The 15,313-nt window shown below is 63.2% G+C and carries 17 protein-coding genes; 6 read left to right on the top strand and 11 right to left on the bottom strand.

Annotation, left to right across the window (positions count from 1 at the left end; all coding sequences use genetic code 11):
• Window positions 1–84: 84 nt before the first annotated feature.
• Entirely contained in the window at window positions 85–840 is a 756-nt protein-coding gene (locus C0V82_RS04850) for an AraC family transcriptional regulator (RefSeq protein WP_102111352.1), read from the top strand.
• Window positions 841–967: 127 nt separating this feature from the next.
• Window positions 968–3,100 (top strand): prolyl oligopeptidase family serine peptidase, encoded by a 2,133-nt coding sequence (locus C0V82_RS04855; RefSeq protein WP_102111353.1) that lies wholly within the window; start codon window positions 968–970, stop codon window positions 3,098–3,100.
• 52 nt (window positions 3,101–3,152) lie between these two features.
• On the opposite strand, the gene C0V82_RS04860 is transcribed toward C0V82_RS04855, so the two are convergent.
• From C0V82_RS04860 to C0V82_RS04905, 10 genes are all read right to left on the bottom strand, one after another.
• The gene (locus C0V82_RS04860; protein WP_102111354.1) at window positions 3,153–3,692 is read right to left on the bottom strand and encodes a thioesterase family protein; all 540 of its coding nucleotides are present in this window, start codon (window positions 3,690–3,692) and stop codon (window positions 3,153–3,155) included.
• 142 nt (window positions 3,693–3,834) lie between these two features.
• Complete coding sequence (locus tag C0V82_RS04865) at window positions 3,835–5,457, bottom strand: tetratricopeptide repeat protein (protein ID WP_102111355.1); 1,623 nt, start codon at window positions 5,455–5,457, stop codon at window positions 3,835–3,837.
• 188 nt (window positions 5,458–5,645) lie between these two features.
• On the bottom strand, window positions 5,646–6,821 hold the full coding sequence (locus tag C0V82_RS04870; protein WP_102111356.1) for a GNAT family N-acetyltransferase: 1,176 nt from the start codon (window positions 6,819–6,821) through the stop codon (window positions 5,646–5,648).
• An 88-nt stretch (window positions 6,822–6,909) separates the two neighbouring features.
• Window positions 6,910–7,377 (bottom strand): RidA family protein, encoded by a 468-nt coding sequence (locus C0V82_RS04875; protein ID WP_102113248.1) that lies wholly within the window; start codon window positions 7,375–7,377, stop codon window positions 6,910–6,912.
• A gap of 77 nt (window positions 7,378–7,454) precedes the next feature.
• Window positions 7,455–9,110, bottom strand: coding sequence for an ArnT family glycosyltransferase (locus tag C0V82_RS04880; protein WP_102111357.1), 1,656 nt, complete (start codon window positions 9,108–9,110; stop codon window positions 7,455–7,457).
• Window positions 9,107–9,421, bottom strand: a complete 315-nt coding sequence (locus tag C0V82_RS04885) for a lipid-A-disaccharide synthase N-terminal domain-containing protein (protein WP_102111358.1) — start codon at window positions 9,419–9,421, stop codon at window positions 9,107–9,109. The genes C0V82_RS04880 and C0V82_RS04885 overlap by 4 nt, the downstream gene beginning before the upstream one ends.
• Window positions 9,418–10,140: a glycosyltransferase family 2 protein gene (locus C0V82_RS04890; RefSeq protein ID WP_102111359.1), complete on the bottom strand. Its 723-nt coding sequence runs from the start codon at window positions 10,138–10,140 to the stop codon at window positions 9,418–9,420. Before C0V82_RS04890 ends, C0V82_RS04885 begins: the two co-directional genes overlap by 4 nt.
• A gap of 102 nt (window positions 10,141–10,242) precedes the next feature.
• The gene (gene pncA / locus C0V82_RS04895; RefSeq protein ID WP_102113249.1) at window positions 10,243–10,875 is read right to left on the bottom strand and encodes a bifunctional nicotinamidase/pyrazinamidase; all 633 of its coding nucleotides are present in this window, start codon (window positions 10,873–10,875) and stop codon (window positions 10,243–10,245) included.
• A gap of 11 nt (window positions 10,876–10,886) precedes the next feature.
• Entirely contained in the window at window positions 10,887–11,363 is a 477-nt protein-coding gene (locus C0V82_RS04900; RefSeq protein ID WP_102111360.1) for a nucleoside deaminase, read from the bottom strand.
• Between the two features lie 189 nt (window positions 11,364–11,552).
• Window positions 11,553–11,705, bottom strand: coding sequence for a DUF3309 family protein (locus C0V82_RS04905; protein WP_102111361.1), 153 nt, complete (start codon window positions 11,703–11,705; stop codon window positions 11,553–11,555).
• 303 nt (window positions 11,706–12,008) lie between these two features.
• Between C0V82_RS04905 and C0V82_RS04910 the strand changes: the two genes are divergently transcribed.
• Window positions 12,009–12,413, top strand: a complete 405-nt coding sequence (locus C0V82_RS04910) for a GreA/GreB family elongation factor (RefSeq protein ID WP_102111362.1) — start codon at window positions 12,009–12,011, stop codon at window positions 12,411–12,413.
• Between the two features lie 69 nt (window positions 12,414–12,482).
• Here C0V82_RS04910 and C0V82_RS04915 read toward each other — a convergent pair whose 3' ends face one another.
• Window positions 12,483–13,019 carry a hypothetical protein gene (locus tag C0V82_RS04915; RefSeq protein WP_245924163.1) on the bottom strand — a complete coding sequence of 179 codons (537 nt, stop codon included), beginning with the start codon at window positions 13,017–13,019 and terminating at the stop codon, window positions 12,483–12,485.
• 319 nt (window positions 13,020–13,338) lie between these two features.
• Here C0V82_RS04915 and C0V82_RS04920 point away from each other — a divergent pair, with 319 nt between their 5' ends.
• Genes C0V82_RS04920 through C0V82_RS04930 form a run of 3 tightly spaced genes read left to right on the top strand, consistent with a single transcriptional unit; the run spans window position 13,339 to window position 15,305 of the window.
• Window positions 13,339–14,202 carry a hypothetical protein gene (locus C0V82_RS04920; protein WP_102111363.1) on the top strand — a complete coding sequence of 288 codons (864 nt, stop codon included), beginning with the start codon at window positions 13,339–13,341 and terminating at the stop codon, window positions 14,200–14,202.
• Between the two features lie 18 nt (window positions 14,203–14,220).
• On the top strand, window positions 14,221–14,505 hold the full coding sequence (locus tag C0V82_RS04925; protein WP_102111364.1) for a hypothetical protein: 285 nt from the start codon (window positions 14,221–14,223) through the stop codon (window positions 14,503–14,505).
• 8 nt (window positions 14,506–14,513) lie between these two features.
• On the top strand, window positions 14,514–15,305 hold the full coding sequence (locus C0V82_RS04930; protein ID WP_102111365.1) for an SGNH/GDSL hydrolase family protein: 792 nt from the start codon (window positions 14,514–14,516) through the stop codon (window positions 15,303–15,305).
• Window positions 15,306–15,313 lie beyond the last annotated feature (8 nt).

Below are 15,313 nucleotides of genomic sequence, written 5' to 3' on the forward strand. Positions count from 1 at the left end.
CTTCCTGCCACTTTAGGGGATTGGCTTTGATCCCGCTTCGTTGCGTGAGACAATAATTTCTGAAACTGGGACAGAGCGCATGCAATGCAGGCAGACCAGAACATCCGGGCACGGCGGCCCGCTGTGGCCCGTGGGGAGCATTATCCGCCGGCCTTTGAGCTGGCGGAGCATCAGCATCGCCGCAGCCAGTTCCTGTATGCCGCCAGCGGGGTGATGGCGGTCAGCACCCCGCACGGTGCCTGGGTGGCCCCGCCGGAGCGGGCCGTCTGGATCCCCGGCGGCACACCGCATGCCGTGCGCATGGTCGGCGCGGTGCAGACCCGCAGCCTGTTGATCGAACCGGATCAATGCCCGATGCGCGGACAGACCTGTCAGGTGGTGGCCGTCTCCCCCCTGCTGCGGCAATTGATGGTGGCGTCCGCCGACATCCCCCCAGACTATGACGAAGCCGGGCGCGACGGTCTGGTGATGAAGCTGCTGCTGGCGGAGATTGACCGGGCACCGCCCCTGCCGCTGGCGGTGCCGTTCCCCGCCCATGCCGGGCTGGCCCGCCACTGCCACGCCTTTCTGGGCCAGCCACAGGCGACGGCGACCATTGATGACTGGGCTGACGCCCTATCCATGAACCGGCGCAGCTTCACCCGCCTGTTCCGCGCCGAAACCGGGATGAGCTTCGCCGAGTGGCGGCAACAGGCCTGCATTTCGGCGGCATTGCCCCGTCTGGCGGCGGGGGAAACGGTGACGTCGGTGGCGCTCGATCTCGGCTATGACGGGCCGGGCAACTTCTCCACCATGTTCAAACGCGTCACCGGCATGTCGCCCAGCCATTACCTGCCGTGACCGCCAATCCGATTTGTTTCAGCTTTGTATCACCCGCTTACCCCGCCCGCGCCACGATGATACGCAGGAAGCCATAAGAACCGTTGGCTTCGGACGGCCATCGGAGGCAACAAAGGATACGCGGATAATGTCAGTACGGAGCGCGTTGATGACGGCGGCAGCCCTTATCGCCCTTTCGGCGACCCCCACCCTGGCGGCCGATGCGCCGGCGGGCCATCCCTTTGCCGAGGCACAGGCCAAGCAGGACCCGTTCTTCTGGCTGGAAGAGGTTGAGGGCCAGAAGGCGCTGGACTGGGGCAAGGCGCATAATGACAAGACCTTCGCCCGCCTGAAAAATGATCCGCGTTTCGAGACCATCCGGGCAGAGGCCGAAAAGGTCCTGACCGCCAAGGACCGCATCGCCTATGGCAGCCTGGAAGGTGGCAAGGTCGATAATTTCTGGCAGGACCAGACGCATGTGCGCGGCATCTGGCGCCGCGCCACGCTGGACAGCTACAAGGGTGCTGACACTGCCTGGGACACGATCCTGGATATCGACAAGCTGTCGGCGGATGAGGGCAAGAACTGGGTCTATAAGGGCCATAACTGTTTCGGCGCCGATGCCAGCCGTTGCCTGGTCTATCTGTCCGATGGTGGCAAGGATGCCGTTGTCGTTCGCGAATTTGATGTGGCAACGAAGTCATTTGTGAAGGATGGCTTCCAAACCGTTGAATCCAAACAGACTTTGGATTGGATGGACAAGGACACGCTGCTGGTCGCCACCGATTTCGGCCCCGGCACCATGACCGACAGCGGCTATGCCCGTCAGGTGCGCCTATGGAAGCGCGGCACCGATCTGGCCGCTGCCCCGGTCGTGCTGGAGGTCGGCGTCAAAGATGTCTGGGCGCGTCCCTGGGGCATCCACCGGCCTGAGGGCAGCACCATCCTGCTGCAGCGCGGGCCGGACTTCTTCACGGAGGAATGGTTCCAACTGACGCCCGACGGCAAGGTCGTGAAGCTGGCCCTGCCGCTGGGCGTGGATATGAAGGGCGTCATGAATGGCGACCTGATCGTAGCGCTGCGCGACGACTGGTCCGTGGCCGGCAAGTCGCTGAAGAAGGGTGACCTGATCGCCGTACCGCTGGCCCAGGCGGCGGCGGGCAAGGTGGAAAAGGTCGATGTGATCTACTCTCCCGGCGAAACCGCCGCCATCCAGGGCGTGGGCATCGCCAAGGATGCGATCTATCTGGACCTGCTGGACAATGTCGTCGGCCGTCTGGTTGAGGCCCGCAAGGGCACGTCCGGCTGGACTCAGGCGGATATTGCTCTGCCCGCCAATGGCAGCCTGAACATCGTGTCGACCGATGGCAGCAGCACCGATGTGCTGGTCAACTACACCAATTTCCTGCAGCCCGACACGCTGTACATCATGGAAAATGGCGGCGCACCGCAGGCCATCAAGTCCCTGCCCGCCCGGTTTGATGCCGCCAACCTGACCGCCGAACAGCGCTTCGCGGTCTCCAAGGATGGCACCCGCGTGCCCTACTTCATCGTCCATAAGAAGGACATGAAACTGAACGGCGACAATCCGACCCTGCTCTATGGCTATGGCGGGTTCGAGATTTCGATGACGCCGGCCTATATGTCGGTGTTCGGCAAGGCCTGGCTGGAACAGGGCGGTGCCTATGTCGTCGCCAATATCCGGGGCGGCGGCGAATTCGGCCCCCGCTGGCATCAGGCAGCGCTGAAGGAAAACCGTCAGCGCGCCTATGATGATTTCCAGTCGGTGGCTGAAGACCTGATTAAGACTAAGGTGACCAAGCCCGCCCGCCTGGGCATTCAGGGCGGGTCCAATGGCGGCCTGCTGACGGGCGTCACCATGACCCAGCGCCCGGACCTGTTCGGCGCCGTCATCGTGGCCGTGCCCCTGCTGGACATGATGCGCTACCACACCATGCTGGCCGGTGCGTCATGGATGGGTGAATATGGCGACCCGGAAAAGGCCGACGAACGCGCCTGGATCGCGAAATACAGCCCCTATCAGAACGTTCGCAAGAATGTGAAATACCCGGAGGCGTTTGTTTACACCTCCACCAAGGATGACCGCGTCCATCCCGGCCATGCCCGCAAGTTCGTGGCCAAACTGGAAAGCCAGGGCCACAAGGTCATGTATTACGAAAACATGGAAGGCGGCCATTCGGCGGCGGCCAACCTGAAGCAGCGGGCTGAGGTGACGGCCCTGCAGGTCGTGTACCTGACGCAGAAGCTGATCGACCGGTAAGGTCGGAAAGTGACGGAAAGGGGGGCTTCGGCTCCCCTTTCTTGTTTCAGCGTCACCCTTCCTTCGCCCGGTCGCTGGCCGCCTGCTGCGCCTCCTGCCAGGCGCGGATATCGTCGGGCATGGGCGGGCTTTCCAGGTCGATGCCCATATGGTGCATCAGGACCGACGTGTCGATGGACCGGCCCCGTTCCAGGAACACGCCCTTCACTACAATCACGGCGGCCAGATGGCCGTCCATCGCCTCGAACACATGTTCCAGGTAAATCCACTTGCCTTCCCAGCACAGGACGCGGGTTTTCAGGCGGTAGGGCTGAAACGGCTTCAGTTCGCGCCGGAACCGGATCATGGCCCCGCCCAGCACCGGCGCCCATTTACGGGCCATCAGCATCTTCAACATGCCGGTGCGGATCATCAGATCGACGCGGCCCAGATCGGCGATGGTGAAGTACCGGCCGTTATTCATGTGCAGGTTCGTGTCGATATCATTCAACCAGACACGAAAACCCAGGATGGATGTGCCCAGCGGCTCCACCCTCTGCCCGGACAGAAGGGCAGCCAGCACGACGCGCAGCAGGCGGAAGATCAAATTCATCGACAGCACCGGATCGGCAGAAAAGACAAAGGGCGGCGCCCTTTTGGCACCGCCCCTTGTTTTGGGCAAGGATGATAGGGGTTGAGGTCCGGCAAGAAATCAAGCCCCACATCACCCTTGCTTATCCGCGATCCATTTCCGTTCAGATGTAGAAGTGGATCTGCGTCCGGTCATAGCCTGTGCCGATCATCACCGGCTGGCCTTTCACGACGGGCAGGTCGTGATTGAAGAAATACACGGCCTGCTTCCAATGGTTGGTACGGGTCGGCGACTTGGAGTGGTAATCGACCTTCTCATCCATATGCAGGTCGAACCAGAAGGCAATGCCATGGGCCACACCCGTTTCCGACGCGGTGACGGTCAGGACCTTGGCGTCGCTGTCAGGCATGTTCTTGTAGAAATCGAAGAACCAGGCCTTCTCCGGCTCGGACAGCATGCGATGGGCATCGGCGGCCAGATCGATGGTGCAATAACCCGGCGTGCGGAACTGGTCGAACTTCGACATGTCGAAGCCGGAGACGGTGCGCACGGGGCTGATACGGCGCATATCGTCGGCCTGGATCAGCGAGGCATAGACGGTGGCCGCCGCCGGGATGATCTTGGCATCGGGCTTCAACAGGTTCTGGCGGGCATGCTGCAAAATGGTCAGCATGTCGGGCGCCAGCATGCCGACATTGATCAGTTCGGACACGAAGACATCGGCCTTTTCCGGCATATCCTGGCCCACCACCAGATCGGTGGACTTCTTGCCGATCACGGTGATGTGCTTGTCATAACCGTTCAGCGCCACCGTCTCACGCGCCACCTCGACCAGCGGCTTGTGCATCTCGCAGGTATAGACATGGCCGGCACCGGCGCGCGCCGCCATCATGGCGACCAGGGCGGAACCCGTGCCGATCTCCAGAACCGTATCACCCGGCTTCACATTGTTCAGCAGGGCCGCCTCATAGGCGTCGTTGCGTTCGTGGTCATTGATCATCGGGATGTGCCAGGCGGGGACCTGGGTGGAGCGCAGGAGCTGCAGGGCGAACAGCACGGCGGCATTGTCCGGCATGCGGTTATGGGCGCCGGTCAGAAGTGCGATTGCGTCGTCGATGCGGCCCTGCCCCTGGAAAACCTGGGCCAGACCGATGGCGGCCTCCGCACGGCTGGGATCGCCAGCCAGGACATTGGCGAACAGGCGGCCAGCCTCGTCCAGACGGTCAGTATAGAGCAGCAGGGCTGCGAGGTTATAGGCGGCGTCCAGGTTCTTGGGGCGCAGGGCCAGAGAATGACGGAAGCAGAATTCCGCCTCGGCCAGGGAACCCATCTCCCGCAGCGTATTGCCCAGGTTGTTGTGAGCCTCGGCATAGGAGGGGCGCAGTTCGACGGCCTTACGGAAGCAGGGCTCGGCCTCGGCCAGCTTGCCCTGGGCGCGCAGCGCATTGCCCAGATTGTTGTAGGACAGCGGGTCGCTTTCATCCAGGGAAACGGCCTGGGCGAACTCAACCTCCGCCTCCTCGAACCGGCGGCAGCCATACATCAGGACGCCGCGGCTATTGTGGAATTCGGCCTTGGCCCCATCCAGCGCAATGGCCTTGGAGAACAGCTCATTGGCCTCGGCAGCGCGGTTGGAGCGCAGCGCGATGATGCCCAACAGGTGCGTGGCCTCCGAATGGGCCGGTTCGGCCTGCAGCGCCGTGCGGCAGCTCATTTCGGCTTCGGCCAGGTAACCGGCCATCAGGTGCTGACGGGAGATGCTGACGCAATCCTGGACGAAGGACATGGGGTTGCTCCTTGGCTTGGCGCTTCACGGCCCATCCGGGCCAAATCGGTTCGCAGCCATAAAAGCAAAGCGTGTGCCAACCACACAAACCCCAGGAAATCTGCGGATTCTAAACCAAGGGGCAAAAGATGCCGGGTGGCCGCCTTACCCTGAGGGCGGAATTTTCCGCGCCACCCCCGGCAAATCCGTCACGCTTGCCGATAGGGACTTTCCTGCATCAACTCGGCCATATGCTCCTCCATCGCCGCCCTTTCCTTCAGCAGGAAATCGGTGACGGCAAAGCGCAGGCCGCGATGAGCGATGTAATGCGCGGAAAAGGTCTTCACGGGCAGATAGCCGCGCTGGATCTTATGTTCCCCCTGCGCCCCCGCCTCCACCCGCGTCAGTCCCCGTTCAATGGCAAAATCGATGGCGCGGTAGTAGCAGGCCTCAAAATGCAGGAACGGGTATGCCTCTGACCCGCCCCAATTCCGGCCGTACAAGGTCGTCTCGCCCAGCATGTTGAGTGCCCCACCGACCCAGCGTGTGCCATCGCGCGCCATGACCAGAACCACGCGGTCGGCCATGTCCTGACCCAATTGGAAGAAAAACTCTCGCGTCAGATAGGGCGAGCCCCATTTCCGGTCCGACGTGGACCGGTACAGCCGGTCGAACGCATCCCAATGCTCATCCCTGACATCCGATCCGGTCAGGGTGAACACCCGCAGCCCGCTATCAGCCACCGTCTGGCGTTCCTTGCGCACCATCTTGCGCTTGCGGCTGCTGAAGGCACCCAGGAAGTCATCAAAGCTGCGATAGCCGCGATTATCCCAATGATATTGCGTGCCGATGCGTGACAGCCACCCTGCGCCCACGAACCGGTCATGGTCGGCCTCATTGGGAAAGGTGACATGGGTCCCGGACAGATCGTTACGCCGGGCTAGGCCCGACAGCGTGACGATGATGGCCCCATGCACACCCGGTGGCGCATCGGCCCGAACCAGCAGGCGTGGGCCGGTCACGGGCGTGAACGGCACCGCTGATTGCAGCTTGGGGTAATAGTTGCCGCCTGCCTGATCCAGGGCATTGGCCCAGCCATGGTCGAACACATACTCGCCATAGGAATGGTACTTCACATAAAGCGGGGTAACGCCCAGAAGACGGCCCGTTCCATCGCGCACGGCAACATGGCGCGGGTCCCATCCCGTATCGCTACCGACCGACCCGCTGCTTTCCATGGCCGCCAGAAAGGCATGGCGCAGAAAGGGGTTGTCGGCACCACCCGGCGTATCCAGCAGACAGGCATCCCAGTCCGATGCCGGGATGCTGCGGATGTCATCGACAAGATCGATGCTGAGATTGTCCAGTTCCTGAACGTCGGGCATGGGCGTCGCCGTGCTGTTGCAGGATCAGGATATAGAACGGGCGGCGTCAAGGCCAAGCGCCACGACGCCGCCCGTTCAGGATAAAGCCTTACGCCACTTCCAGAATCGCCTCGATCTCCACCGCCACACCGAACGGCAAAGAGGCGGCGGACACAGCGGAACGGGCATGCTTGCCGGCATCCCCGAACACCTCGCCAAAAAGTTCGGACGCGCCGTTGATCACCTTGGGCTGATCATTGAAATCGCCCGTGGAGTTCACGAAGCCCACCAGCTTCACCACCCGCACAATGCGGTCCAGATCACCGTCCAGCGCCAGCTTGGCCTGGGCGATGATGTTGAGCGCGCAGGTGCGGGCCGCCTCGCGCCCTTCCTCAATGGAATAACCGGCACCCAGCTTGCCGACATGGCGCAGTTCGCCATTCCACATCGGCACCTGACCGGAGATGAAAAGCTGGTTGCCGGTGCGTACGGCGGGCACATAGGCGGCCAGCGGCACGGCGGCCTTGGGCAGTTCGATATTCAGTTCAGCCAGACGCGCATCGATACGACCCGCCATGAAAACCTCCATCACAAGAATGCGTTGCCGCCTTGATAGCAGCAGGCGCACGGCAGGGCAAAGCCCGTGGCAACGGCTTATGGACCGATAACCCGGTCTGACAGCGTATAGAAGTGCAGGACGGCCTTCTTGCCACGTGAATAGTTGAAGCCCGAAAGCTCGCTGACCAGAAGCGGCTCACGCCCGGCGGTGCGCAGGGCGGCGTGAAACGCCTCCTCCTCCCGTCCCGTGGTGACCATGCCGATGGCGCAAGTCGGGTCGGACAGCAGGTGGGCCGCGACCAATTCACCGCCGCCCAGACGCGTCTGCGTGCCAACCAGGAAGACCATCGACGGCTCATTATAGCCGCCGGTGGCCAGGATGCTGCCGGGGCACGGCTTGTTCTCGTCGAAAACCTGCTTCACCTGCGGGCTGAGCCACATGGGCGTCAGGTTGGGCAGCGCCATGGCAAAGATGCCGATATAGGCGATGACCGTGCCAAGCATGGCATAGGCCGCCGCATCGCCACGGGCCGACCGGATCAGCCAGACCGTCAGGCCGGCGACGGCCAGGATGGCAACTGCCGCCAGAACAGACCCCACCTGCACCTGCCCCATCAACTGCACCGGAAAACCGATAATGGCCCCGGCAAAGGCAATGGACACGATGACCGTCATTCCCGTGGCCGCCCAGACCCAGCCACGGGCAAGGGCCGGGCGCCCCTTATTGATCACCAGGGCCGCCGCCAGCAGGGCCAGGGCCGGCAGGACCGGCAAGGTGTAATGCGGCAGCTTGGTCACCACCATCTCATGGATCACCCAGGTCGGGATGATCCAGGCCAGACAGAAGCGCACCGCCACCTCATGCCGCCGCGCCCAGACCAGGGGCAGCGACAGGAAGACCACCGGCGCCCAGGGCCAGAAGCTGAGCCAGAATGTCGCCAGGAAGTAGCCGGGCGGGCCGGCATGGTTTTCCTGGCCCGTGGCAGCCTTGCCCAGGAATTCATGCCCCACGGCGGTGCCGAAGAAAGCGCCCTTGGTGGCGATGGCGATGGCGATCAGCCAGGGCAGGATGATGGCCAGAAACAGCGGCAGGCCCAAAGCCGGACGCAGCCGGCGCAGCCACCAGACCTCCCGGTCGATCAGCCACAGCGCCAGGATGGCGGTGCCCACCACCATCAGGATCACACCCTTGACCAGCACCCCGATCCCCAGCGCCCCCCAGAACAGCAGCGCCGTCGACAAGGGCAAGGCCCGGTTGGGCCGCAGATATGCGCGCGCCAGCACGCCGAAGCAGCCCAGGATACAGGCCAGTTGCACCGCATCCGTCTTGGCCATGCGCGCTTCCACGCCCAGGATGACACAGGTGGCCATCATCATGGCGGCAAGGGTTGCCGCCCCCGGCCCGAACAGCGCCAGCCCGACCCAGCCGGTCAGAAGCACCGCCGCGACAGCCCCGACCAGCGACGGCAGCCTGTACATCCACACCGGCCCCGTATCCTCGCCCCCCGTCAGCAGATGGACGGTGGCCGCCTGCATCCAGTAGATGCCCACCGGCTTCTTGTGCCGCGCCTCATCCTGGAACCGGATATCGATGAAGTCGCCGGTTTCCAGCATCTGGTGGCTGGCCTGGACATAGCGGCTTTCATCCCGGTCAAAGGGCGGGATGGTGGCGAAGCCCTGGATGAAGGCGGCAAAGGCCAGCAGGGCCAGGAACAGCCAGACCTTGGCGCCCATCGCCCGGTCTTCGCTCATGCCCCCACCCCCCGCCGTTCGCGGCGGATCAAGTGCAGATTGCGGGAATAGATGATCAGGGCCGGCAACTGCCCCGCGATGATCACCAGCTCATGTTTCAGAAAGCCATAGATGGTCAGCAGCAGGCCACCGCCCAGGCTGAACCACCAGAAGGCCACCGGCATCACGCTGCGGCCCGCACGTTCCGAACTGATCCATTGCACGACAAAGCGCATCATGAACATGGCCTGGGCCGACATGCCGAACAGGACCAGCCATTCCTGCCCATCCACGGCGGCATGCCACCATTGGCTCAACTGGGTCCAGATCATGGTGCCATTACCTCTGTCGCCCCGCCGGGCCGTTTCTGCCGCCGGATCAGCCACAGGATGCCGAACAGGTCCCAAATCCCCACGGCGGCCCGGTGCAGATTGGTATATTTGGACGCACCGGCCACGCGCGGCCGGTCATTCACGGGCAAATTGGCATGGGACAGCCCCCGCCCCTTCACCAGGGCCGGAATGAACCGGTGCAGACAGTCGATGGCCGGCAGGTCCAGGAACAGATCGCGGCTGATCAGCTTCAGCCCGCAACCCGTATCCGGGCAATCATCCCGCAGAATGGCCTGCCGGATGGCATTGGCGGCACGCGATGCCAGCCGCTTGGACAGCGTATCCTGCCGGCGGCGGCGCACGCCATTCACCAGGACCAGATCCTCGCCCCCTTCCAGCTTGCGCAGCATGGGCGGAATGTCGGCCGGATCATTCTGCCGGTCGCCATCAATGAAGACCAGCCAGGTCCCCTGCGCCGCGCGGGCCCCGGTGACCAGGGCCGCACTTTTGCCGGCGCGGCTTTCATGACGGATAAGGCGCAAGGTCGGGTATTCGGGCAGGGCCTTTTCCACCCGCGATGGGGTGGCATCGCCCGACCCATCATCAATCACCAGCACCTCAAACGCCGGACAGGCGGCCAGTGCTGCGTAAATCTCTTCCAGCAGCGGCAGGATATTGTCCTGTTCATCCAGGACCGGGATCAAAACGGAAAGCTGCACGCAACCTCCAGCCGGCGCGGAACCATGACCATGGCGGGATAATCCGTTCGGGGCCGGAAGAAAAGTGACGCTTTCATGCGCCTGCCCCCCGCCCCGTGCCGGTCAGACCGTCTCCACCACCGCAACCCCTGCCGCCGACAGCCGCGCCATCGCGGCCTCCAGCGATCCGTGCAGGTCGATGGCCCGGCTGGCGCCCGTCAGCAGCACCGACGCAAAGCCACAGCGCGCCGCATCCTCCGCCGAATAGGCGACACAGAAATCGGTGGCCAGCCCGGCAAAGTACAGGCGCGTGAAGCCCCGTTCCCGGCAATAACCAGCCAGACCCGTCGGTGTCCGACGATCATTCTCGAAAAAGGCGGAATAGCTGTCGATACCAGGGCGAAAGCCCTTGCGCACCACCAGCGACGCCATGGGCACATCCAGCCCGGCATGGAATTCCGCCCCCACCGTGCCCTGAACGCAGTGCGCGGGCCAAAGGGTCTGCGGCCCATAGTCGAGTTGGATGGTCTCAAACGGGTTGGCAACCGGATGGCTGCTGGCAAAACTGGAATGACCGGGCGGGTGCCAATCCTGCGTCAGGACAACGCCGCCCCCCGCCGCATGGAACCGGCGGGCCAGTTCATTGGCCTGCGGCACCACCGCATTGCCATCGGCCACGGCCAGCGCGCCGCCGGGGCAGAAATCATTCTGGATATCGACCAGGACCAGCAGGTCGCTTGCACACAGCGTCACCATCACCTCCGGCATCAGTAGGGCACGCGGTCGGCCTTCTGTGCCCAGTCGTTGAAGACCGACAGGGCATCATCGTTGGGCCGGTGTTCGCACGGGATGATACGCTGGTCCGGGGCCGCCGCCACCTGTTCATAGATCAAGGCATCGTCAAAGCCGATCGCCGCCGCCTGGAACCGATCATTGGCATAGACGATGCGATCCACCCGCGCCCACAGGGCCGAGGCCAGGCACATGGGGCACGGCTCGCAACTGGCGTAAAGCACGGCCCCGCGCAGATCGAACCGGCCCAGATTGCGGCAGGCATCGCGGATGGCCACCACTTCGGCATGGGCCGTGGGATCGTTGGTGGAGGTGACCTGATTGCAGCCGCGCCCGACCACCTTGCCCTCCATCACCACAACCGACCCAAAGGGCCCGCCCTGCCCGCCTTCCATGCCCTGGCGGGACAGATCGGCGGCGAGTGACAGGAAATGCTGGTCTTGACCGGACATGCGGACGCTATCCCTTGAAGCTGGAAACAGTCCCAAGGGATAGCGTCTGCGTACAGTCTATGTCACGGGGTTATAGCAAGGGGCATGGACAATGACCCTTGCAGGCCGGCGACCGTCGGCCCGCAGGTACCGTGCCTGCGTAAGCCCAAGCTGCCGGAGGCAGCGCCCGGCGCTTGAGGGAGTTTGCACTTAAATGCGTCCGAGCAGCACAAGGATCAGCAGGACGATCAGCACGGTCCCCAGAAGGCCAGACGGGCCATAGCCCCAACCACGGCTATAGGGCCAGGCGGGCAAGGCACCGATCAGGATAAGGATCAGGATGATCAGCAGGATCGTCGTCATGGGGCACTCCATCTTCTGTTGTCATTACGCCCACCTTCTCAACAACACAGAAGCGCAAATGGGTGCGGGCGATTACGGGTTACCCCTTTCGCGGCGCAATACCGCGACGGGTTGACCTTTGCCAACAGATGGGGCCTGCTGTGCCCGCCCCCCGTTTCGGGGGTGTTTTTACAAAGAGGTGTTTTCGGTTAACCGAAGACACCTCCGGCGGCGACTGCCGCCGCGGCGCCCATGCGCCGTGAAGCCAAGCCGCGAATGCGGTGCCGGCGTTTGAGGAACTGAACAGAACACGCTTTAGAGGAAATGATGAACCGCAAAGTCCAGATCGGCGACCCGCCCATCCGCATCCTGCGTGATGATTTGCAGAAGCTTGAAACGTTGCTTGACAGCATGCACCGTTCTTATGCGCGGATTTCGATGTTCCTGCAGCAGGAGGTCCTGCGTGCCGACATCGTGGATCAGGCGACGCGCCGGCCCTTTGTCCGCCTTGGGTCGCAGGTGCATTTCACCGATGATATCGGCACCAGCCACAATGGCACCCTGCATATGCCAGAAGAAGGCTGCCCGGTGCCGCCCGACGCCATCTCGATCCTGACGCCGGTGGGCTGCGCCCTTCTGGGCCTGTCGCCGGGGCAGACCATCACCTATCAGACCGTGGACCGCCGGGAAAAGCGGATCACCGTGACCAAGGTGGTGAATAACGGCTGATAGAAGGGACGAAGCCTGCCCTCACCCTCCCAACCCACGGCGGGGTGAGGGGGGCGACCCAACGCACCCTCACCCGAAATTCAACATTCCCGGCGCCTTGTCGATGATCTCTTCCAAGATCAGCTCGGCCGTTTCCAGATCGCCCTTCAGCTTGTCGCCCATGGTGGCGGCATATTCGGGCCGGCGCAGCTTTTCCGCGGCGTCGTGCAGGCTGCGCAGTTCGGCGATGAAAATGTCGCGCGCGCCCATGGGCAGCATGGTCTTGGCCGACAGCACGAAGAAGAACCGCATCGACGCCCGGACCAGAAGGCCCAGCATCAGCGTATCCAGCCGGGCATATTCCTCTTTCAGGTCATCGACCCGCGCCGTATCGACGGATTTCAGGCGCCCCTCGATCAGGATGCACAGCGCCCTGAACTCTCCCACCTTGTTGCGGAAGTCGTTATAGGCCAGGAAACTATCCTTGGCCGCCTCTTCCTCCGCCTGCTTGGCCAACCGAATGGCCTCCCGCGCCTGGCCTTCCAGGGCGCCAAGCAGGTCCTGCACTTCCTTGCGGGTATAGGTGCGCTTCATGATCGGGGTAATCGCCACAAGCCGGAGCATCATTGCGGCCCCTATATAGGCGGTTGTTGCGCCGACCGAAAGTGTTCCCGCATGAATGGCTGTCAGGGTGGGGGCGCAGGGGGCTTGGGAGGGCCGGTTTGCGCCTCATTGCGGGCGTTCGCCTGCATGTTTGAGCCGATATGAAGCAGACATCGCAAGGTAGGAACTGGAGGATAGTAAGGGGTGGAGGGGGCAACCTCGGGCCGGTGGCACTATGTAATATGTAAAACATGCGGCATGTTTACACTTTTTTTCTTGCGCCCCATCTGTCGGCTCACTATATGTTGTTCATGCAGCGTAAACGCAATGAATTGGAGCCGTCATGTCGACTTCACCGCCCTTCACTCTCGACGAAATGCGCAACGAGCTTTGCGCAATCCTGCTGTTCAAGGCCGACGACCTTGCCATGACAAGGGACAGCGAGGCCGCGGTCAGCTTCATAGGCTTTCCTTCCGATCACTACTTCAAAGAGAGCCCTTCACAGGTGAACCTGAGGCCGTTTCGGATATCCTCGACGATGCACGTGCTGTTCGACTATGCGTTCCAGGTCGGCTGCGCCGACGAGTTTCGCGAGGACTTGCTCCAGGACGCGGTTGTCTTCATGGAGAATATTCCCCGTGCGGGGGGCCAGGACGAGAAGGGCGGAGAAACGCACCGCTTCATGGACGCGGACGGCCTGTGCAGCATCGTCGTCGAGACTGCGGGCGCCCGTTGGAAACTGGAGAACGGCTATGGGTCCGAACTGTCGGTGCGGGAACTGGCCTTGCTGGCAAGGATGACCGAGGGTGCGGTACGGAACGCCTTGGCCGGTGCGGGTATCAAGTCCAAGGGGGCGAAGACCTACGTGAGCACCGAGTTCGCCAAGGACTGGTTGGCCGGAAGGCGAGGCTTCGTGCCGACGACATGCTGGACCTACACGGCGCAGCGCGCCATGCAGGATATCAGGCTTGCTTCGTCGATAGACGTGTTCGCCGATGCCCTCTCCCGGAGAGCGCAGGCATTGCAGCTTTCCAATGGAGCACTCGCAGCCGCGACCGGGTTGACGAAGGATCAAGTTGTGGTGTGGTTGGGCGGCGTGCCGCCGTTGGACCCGCAAGCCGCCGTGGCGATCGCCGCCCCCCTGGGCCTCGACCCCGCGCTCACGGCAGGCCGCGCCATCGAACTGATACTCCGCTCGCAAGCCTGACCATACCGGAGCCAAGAAATGGTAGATCTTGAAATCACCCGCCACGCGCGGGAACGAACGACCGCGCGTGCGATCCCGCCGCTCATCGTGGAGATGATCGTCGAGTTCGGCGACTCCTGCGACGCCGGGGACGGTGCCAGGAAATATGCGCTCTCCAAAGAAGGGATGCGCCGCCTTCGCCGCTACGCCGGCCACGCGGTGGCCGACGAGGCCAACCGCTTCAGGTCCAGGAACGCCTACGTCGTGGCAGCCCACGGCCGCGTGGTGACAGCCGCCTTCTCCTCCAAGCCGATCATCCGCTGAGGAATACTATGGAAACAGGAAACTTCCACCGCTTCGCCTCCTTGCTCCGCGACATCTCCCTCCCCGAGCTGGAGGAAGAGATAAGGCTTCCACGCCGCCTTCTGCTGTCCAGCGGAACGGCGGGGCGCAAGAGAATTGACGTCGCCTACGCGCCGTTCGACCATGTGAACCTACAGGCGAGGATCGTGATCGTCGGCCTGACGCCGGGCCGCCAGCAGATGGGCAACGCGCTACGGGAGGCGCGGCGCGTCCTCCAGGCGGGCGGTTCCCACGAGGAGGCCATGGCGAAGGCCAAGTCGTTCGCCAGCTTCTCCGGGCCGATGCGCTCCAACCTGGTCGCCATGCTGGACAGCGTCGGCGTCAACGCCGCCCTCCGCATCCCATCCACCGCCTCCCTCTGGGACAGGGATGTGGGCCTCGTCCACTTCACCTCCGCCCTACGCAACCCCGTGTTTGTGGATGGAGGGAACTATTCCGGCAATCCGTCGATGCTGGCCGTGCCCCAGCTGAAGCGACAGTTGGAAACCGGCCTGGGTAACGAGCTGGCCAGCCTTACGGGGGCGATGGTCGTGCCGTTGGGGCCTAGAGTCACCGAAGCCGTCGAGCACCTTGCCCGTATCGGGGCGGTGAACCAGGACCTCGTCCTTTCTGGAATGCCCCACCCGAGTGGAGCGAACGGCGAGAGAATCGCGTTCTTCTTGGGCAGGAAACCGCAGGAGCTGCTGTCCAGGAAGGTGGAACCCAAGCGGCTAGAACTCGCCAGGGCGAGCCTCTTGCAGAAGGTGGGGGAGTACCGATGACCGTCGCT

It is taken from the genome of Niveispirillum cyanobacteriorum (assembly GCF_002868735.1).
GTDB lineage: Bacteria > Pseudomonadota > Alphaproteobacteria > Azospirillales > Azospirillaceae > Niveispirillum > Niveispirillum cyanobacteriorum.

Excerpts from the sequence above, each read along its gene's own strand:
- C0V82_RS04850 (WP_102111352.1), top strand. The coding sequence starts at position 85 with ATGCAGGCAGACCAGAACATCCGGGCACGGCGGCCCGCTGTGGCCCGT.
- C0V82_RS04855 (WP_102111353.1), top strand. The coding sequence starts at position 968 with ATGTCAGTACGGAGCGCGTTGATGACGGCGGCAGCCCTTATCGCCCTT.
- C0V82_RS04860 (WP_102111354.1), bottom strand. The coding sequence starts at position 3,692 with ATGAATTTGATCTTCCGCCTGCTGCGCGTCGTGCTGGCTGCCCTTCTG.
- C0V82_RS04865 (WP_102111355.1), bottom strand. The coding sequence starts at position 5,457 with ATGTCCTTCGTCCAGGATTGCGTCAGCATCTCCCGTCAGCACCTGATG.
- C0V82_RS04870 (WP_102111356.1), bottom strand. The coding sequence starts at position 6,821 with ATGCCCGACGTTCAGGAACTGGACAATCTCAGCATCGATCTTGTCGAT.
- C0V82_RS04875 (WP_102113248.1), bottom strand. The coding sequence starts at position 7,377 with ATGGCGGGTCGTATCGATGCGCGTCTGGCTGAACTGAATATCGAACTG.
- C0V82_RS04880 (WP_102111357.1), bottom strand. The coding sequence starts at position 9,110 with ATGAGCGAAGACCGGGCGATGGGCGCCAAGGTCTGGCTGTTCCTGGCC.
- C0V82_RS04885 (WP_102111358.1), bottom strand. The coding sequence starts at position 9,421 with ATGATCTGGACCCAGTTGAGCCAATGGTGGCATGCCGCCGTGGATGGG.
- pncA (WP_102113249.1), bottom strand. The coding sequence starts at position 10,875 with ATGGTGACGCTGTGTGCAAGCGACCTGCTGGTCCTGGTCGATATCCAG.
- C0V82_RS04900 (WP_102111360.1), bottom strand. The coding sequence starts at position 11,363 with ATGTCCGGTCAAGACCAGCATTTCCTGTCACTCGCCGCCGATCTGTCC.
- C0V82_RS04905 (WP_102111361.1), bottom strand. The coding sequence starts at position 11,705 with ATGACGACGATCCTGCTGATCATCCTGATCCTTATCCTGATCGGTGCC.
- C0V82_RS04910 (WP_102111362.1), top strand. The coding sequence starts at position 12,009 with ATGATGAACCGCAAAGTCCAGATCGGCGACCCGCCCATCCGCATCCTG.
- C0V82_RS04915 (WP_245924163.1), bottom strand. The coding sequence starts at position 13,019 with ATGATGCTCCGGCTTGTGGCGATTACCCCGATCATGAAGCGCACCTAT.
- C0V82_RS04920 (WP_102111363.1), top strand. The coding sequence starts at position 13,339 with ATGTCGACTTCACCGCCCTTCACTCTCGACGAAATGCGCAACGAGCTT.
- C0V82_RS04925 (WP_102111364.1), top strand. The coding sequence starts at position 14,221 with ATGGTAGATCTTGAAATCACCCGCCACGCGCGGGAACGAACGACCGCG.
- C0V82_RS04930 (WP_102111365.1), top strand. The coding sequence starts at position 14,514 with ATGGAAACAGGAAACTTCCACCGCTTCGCCTCCTTGCTCCGCGACATC.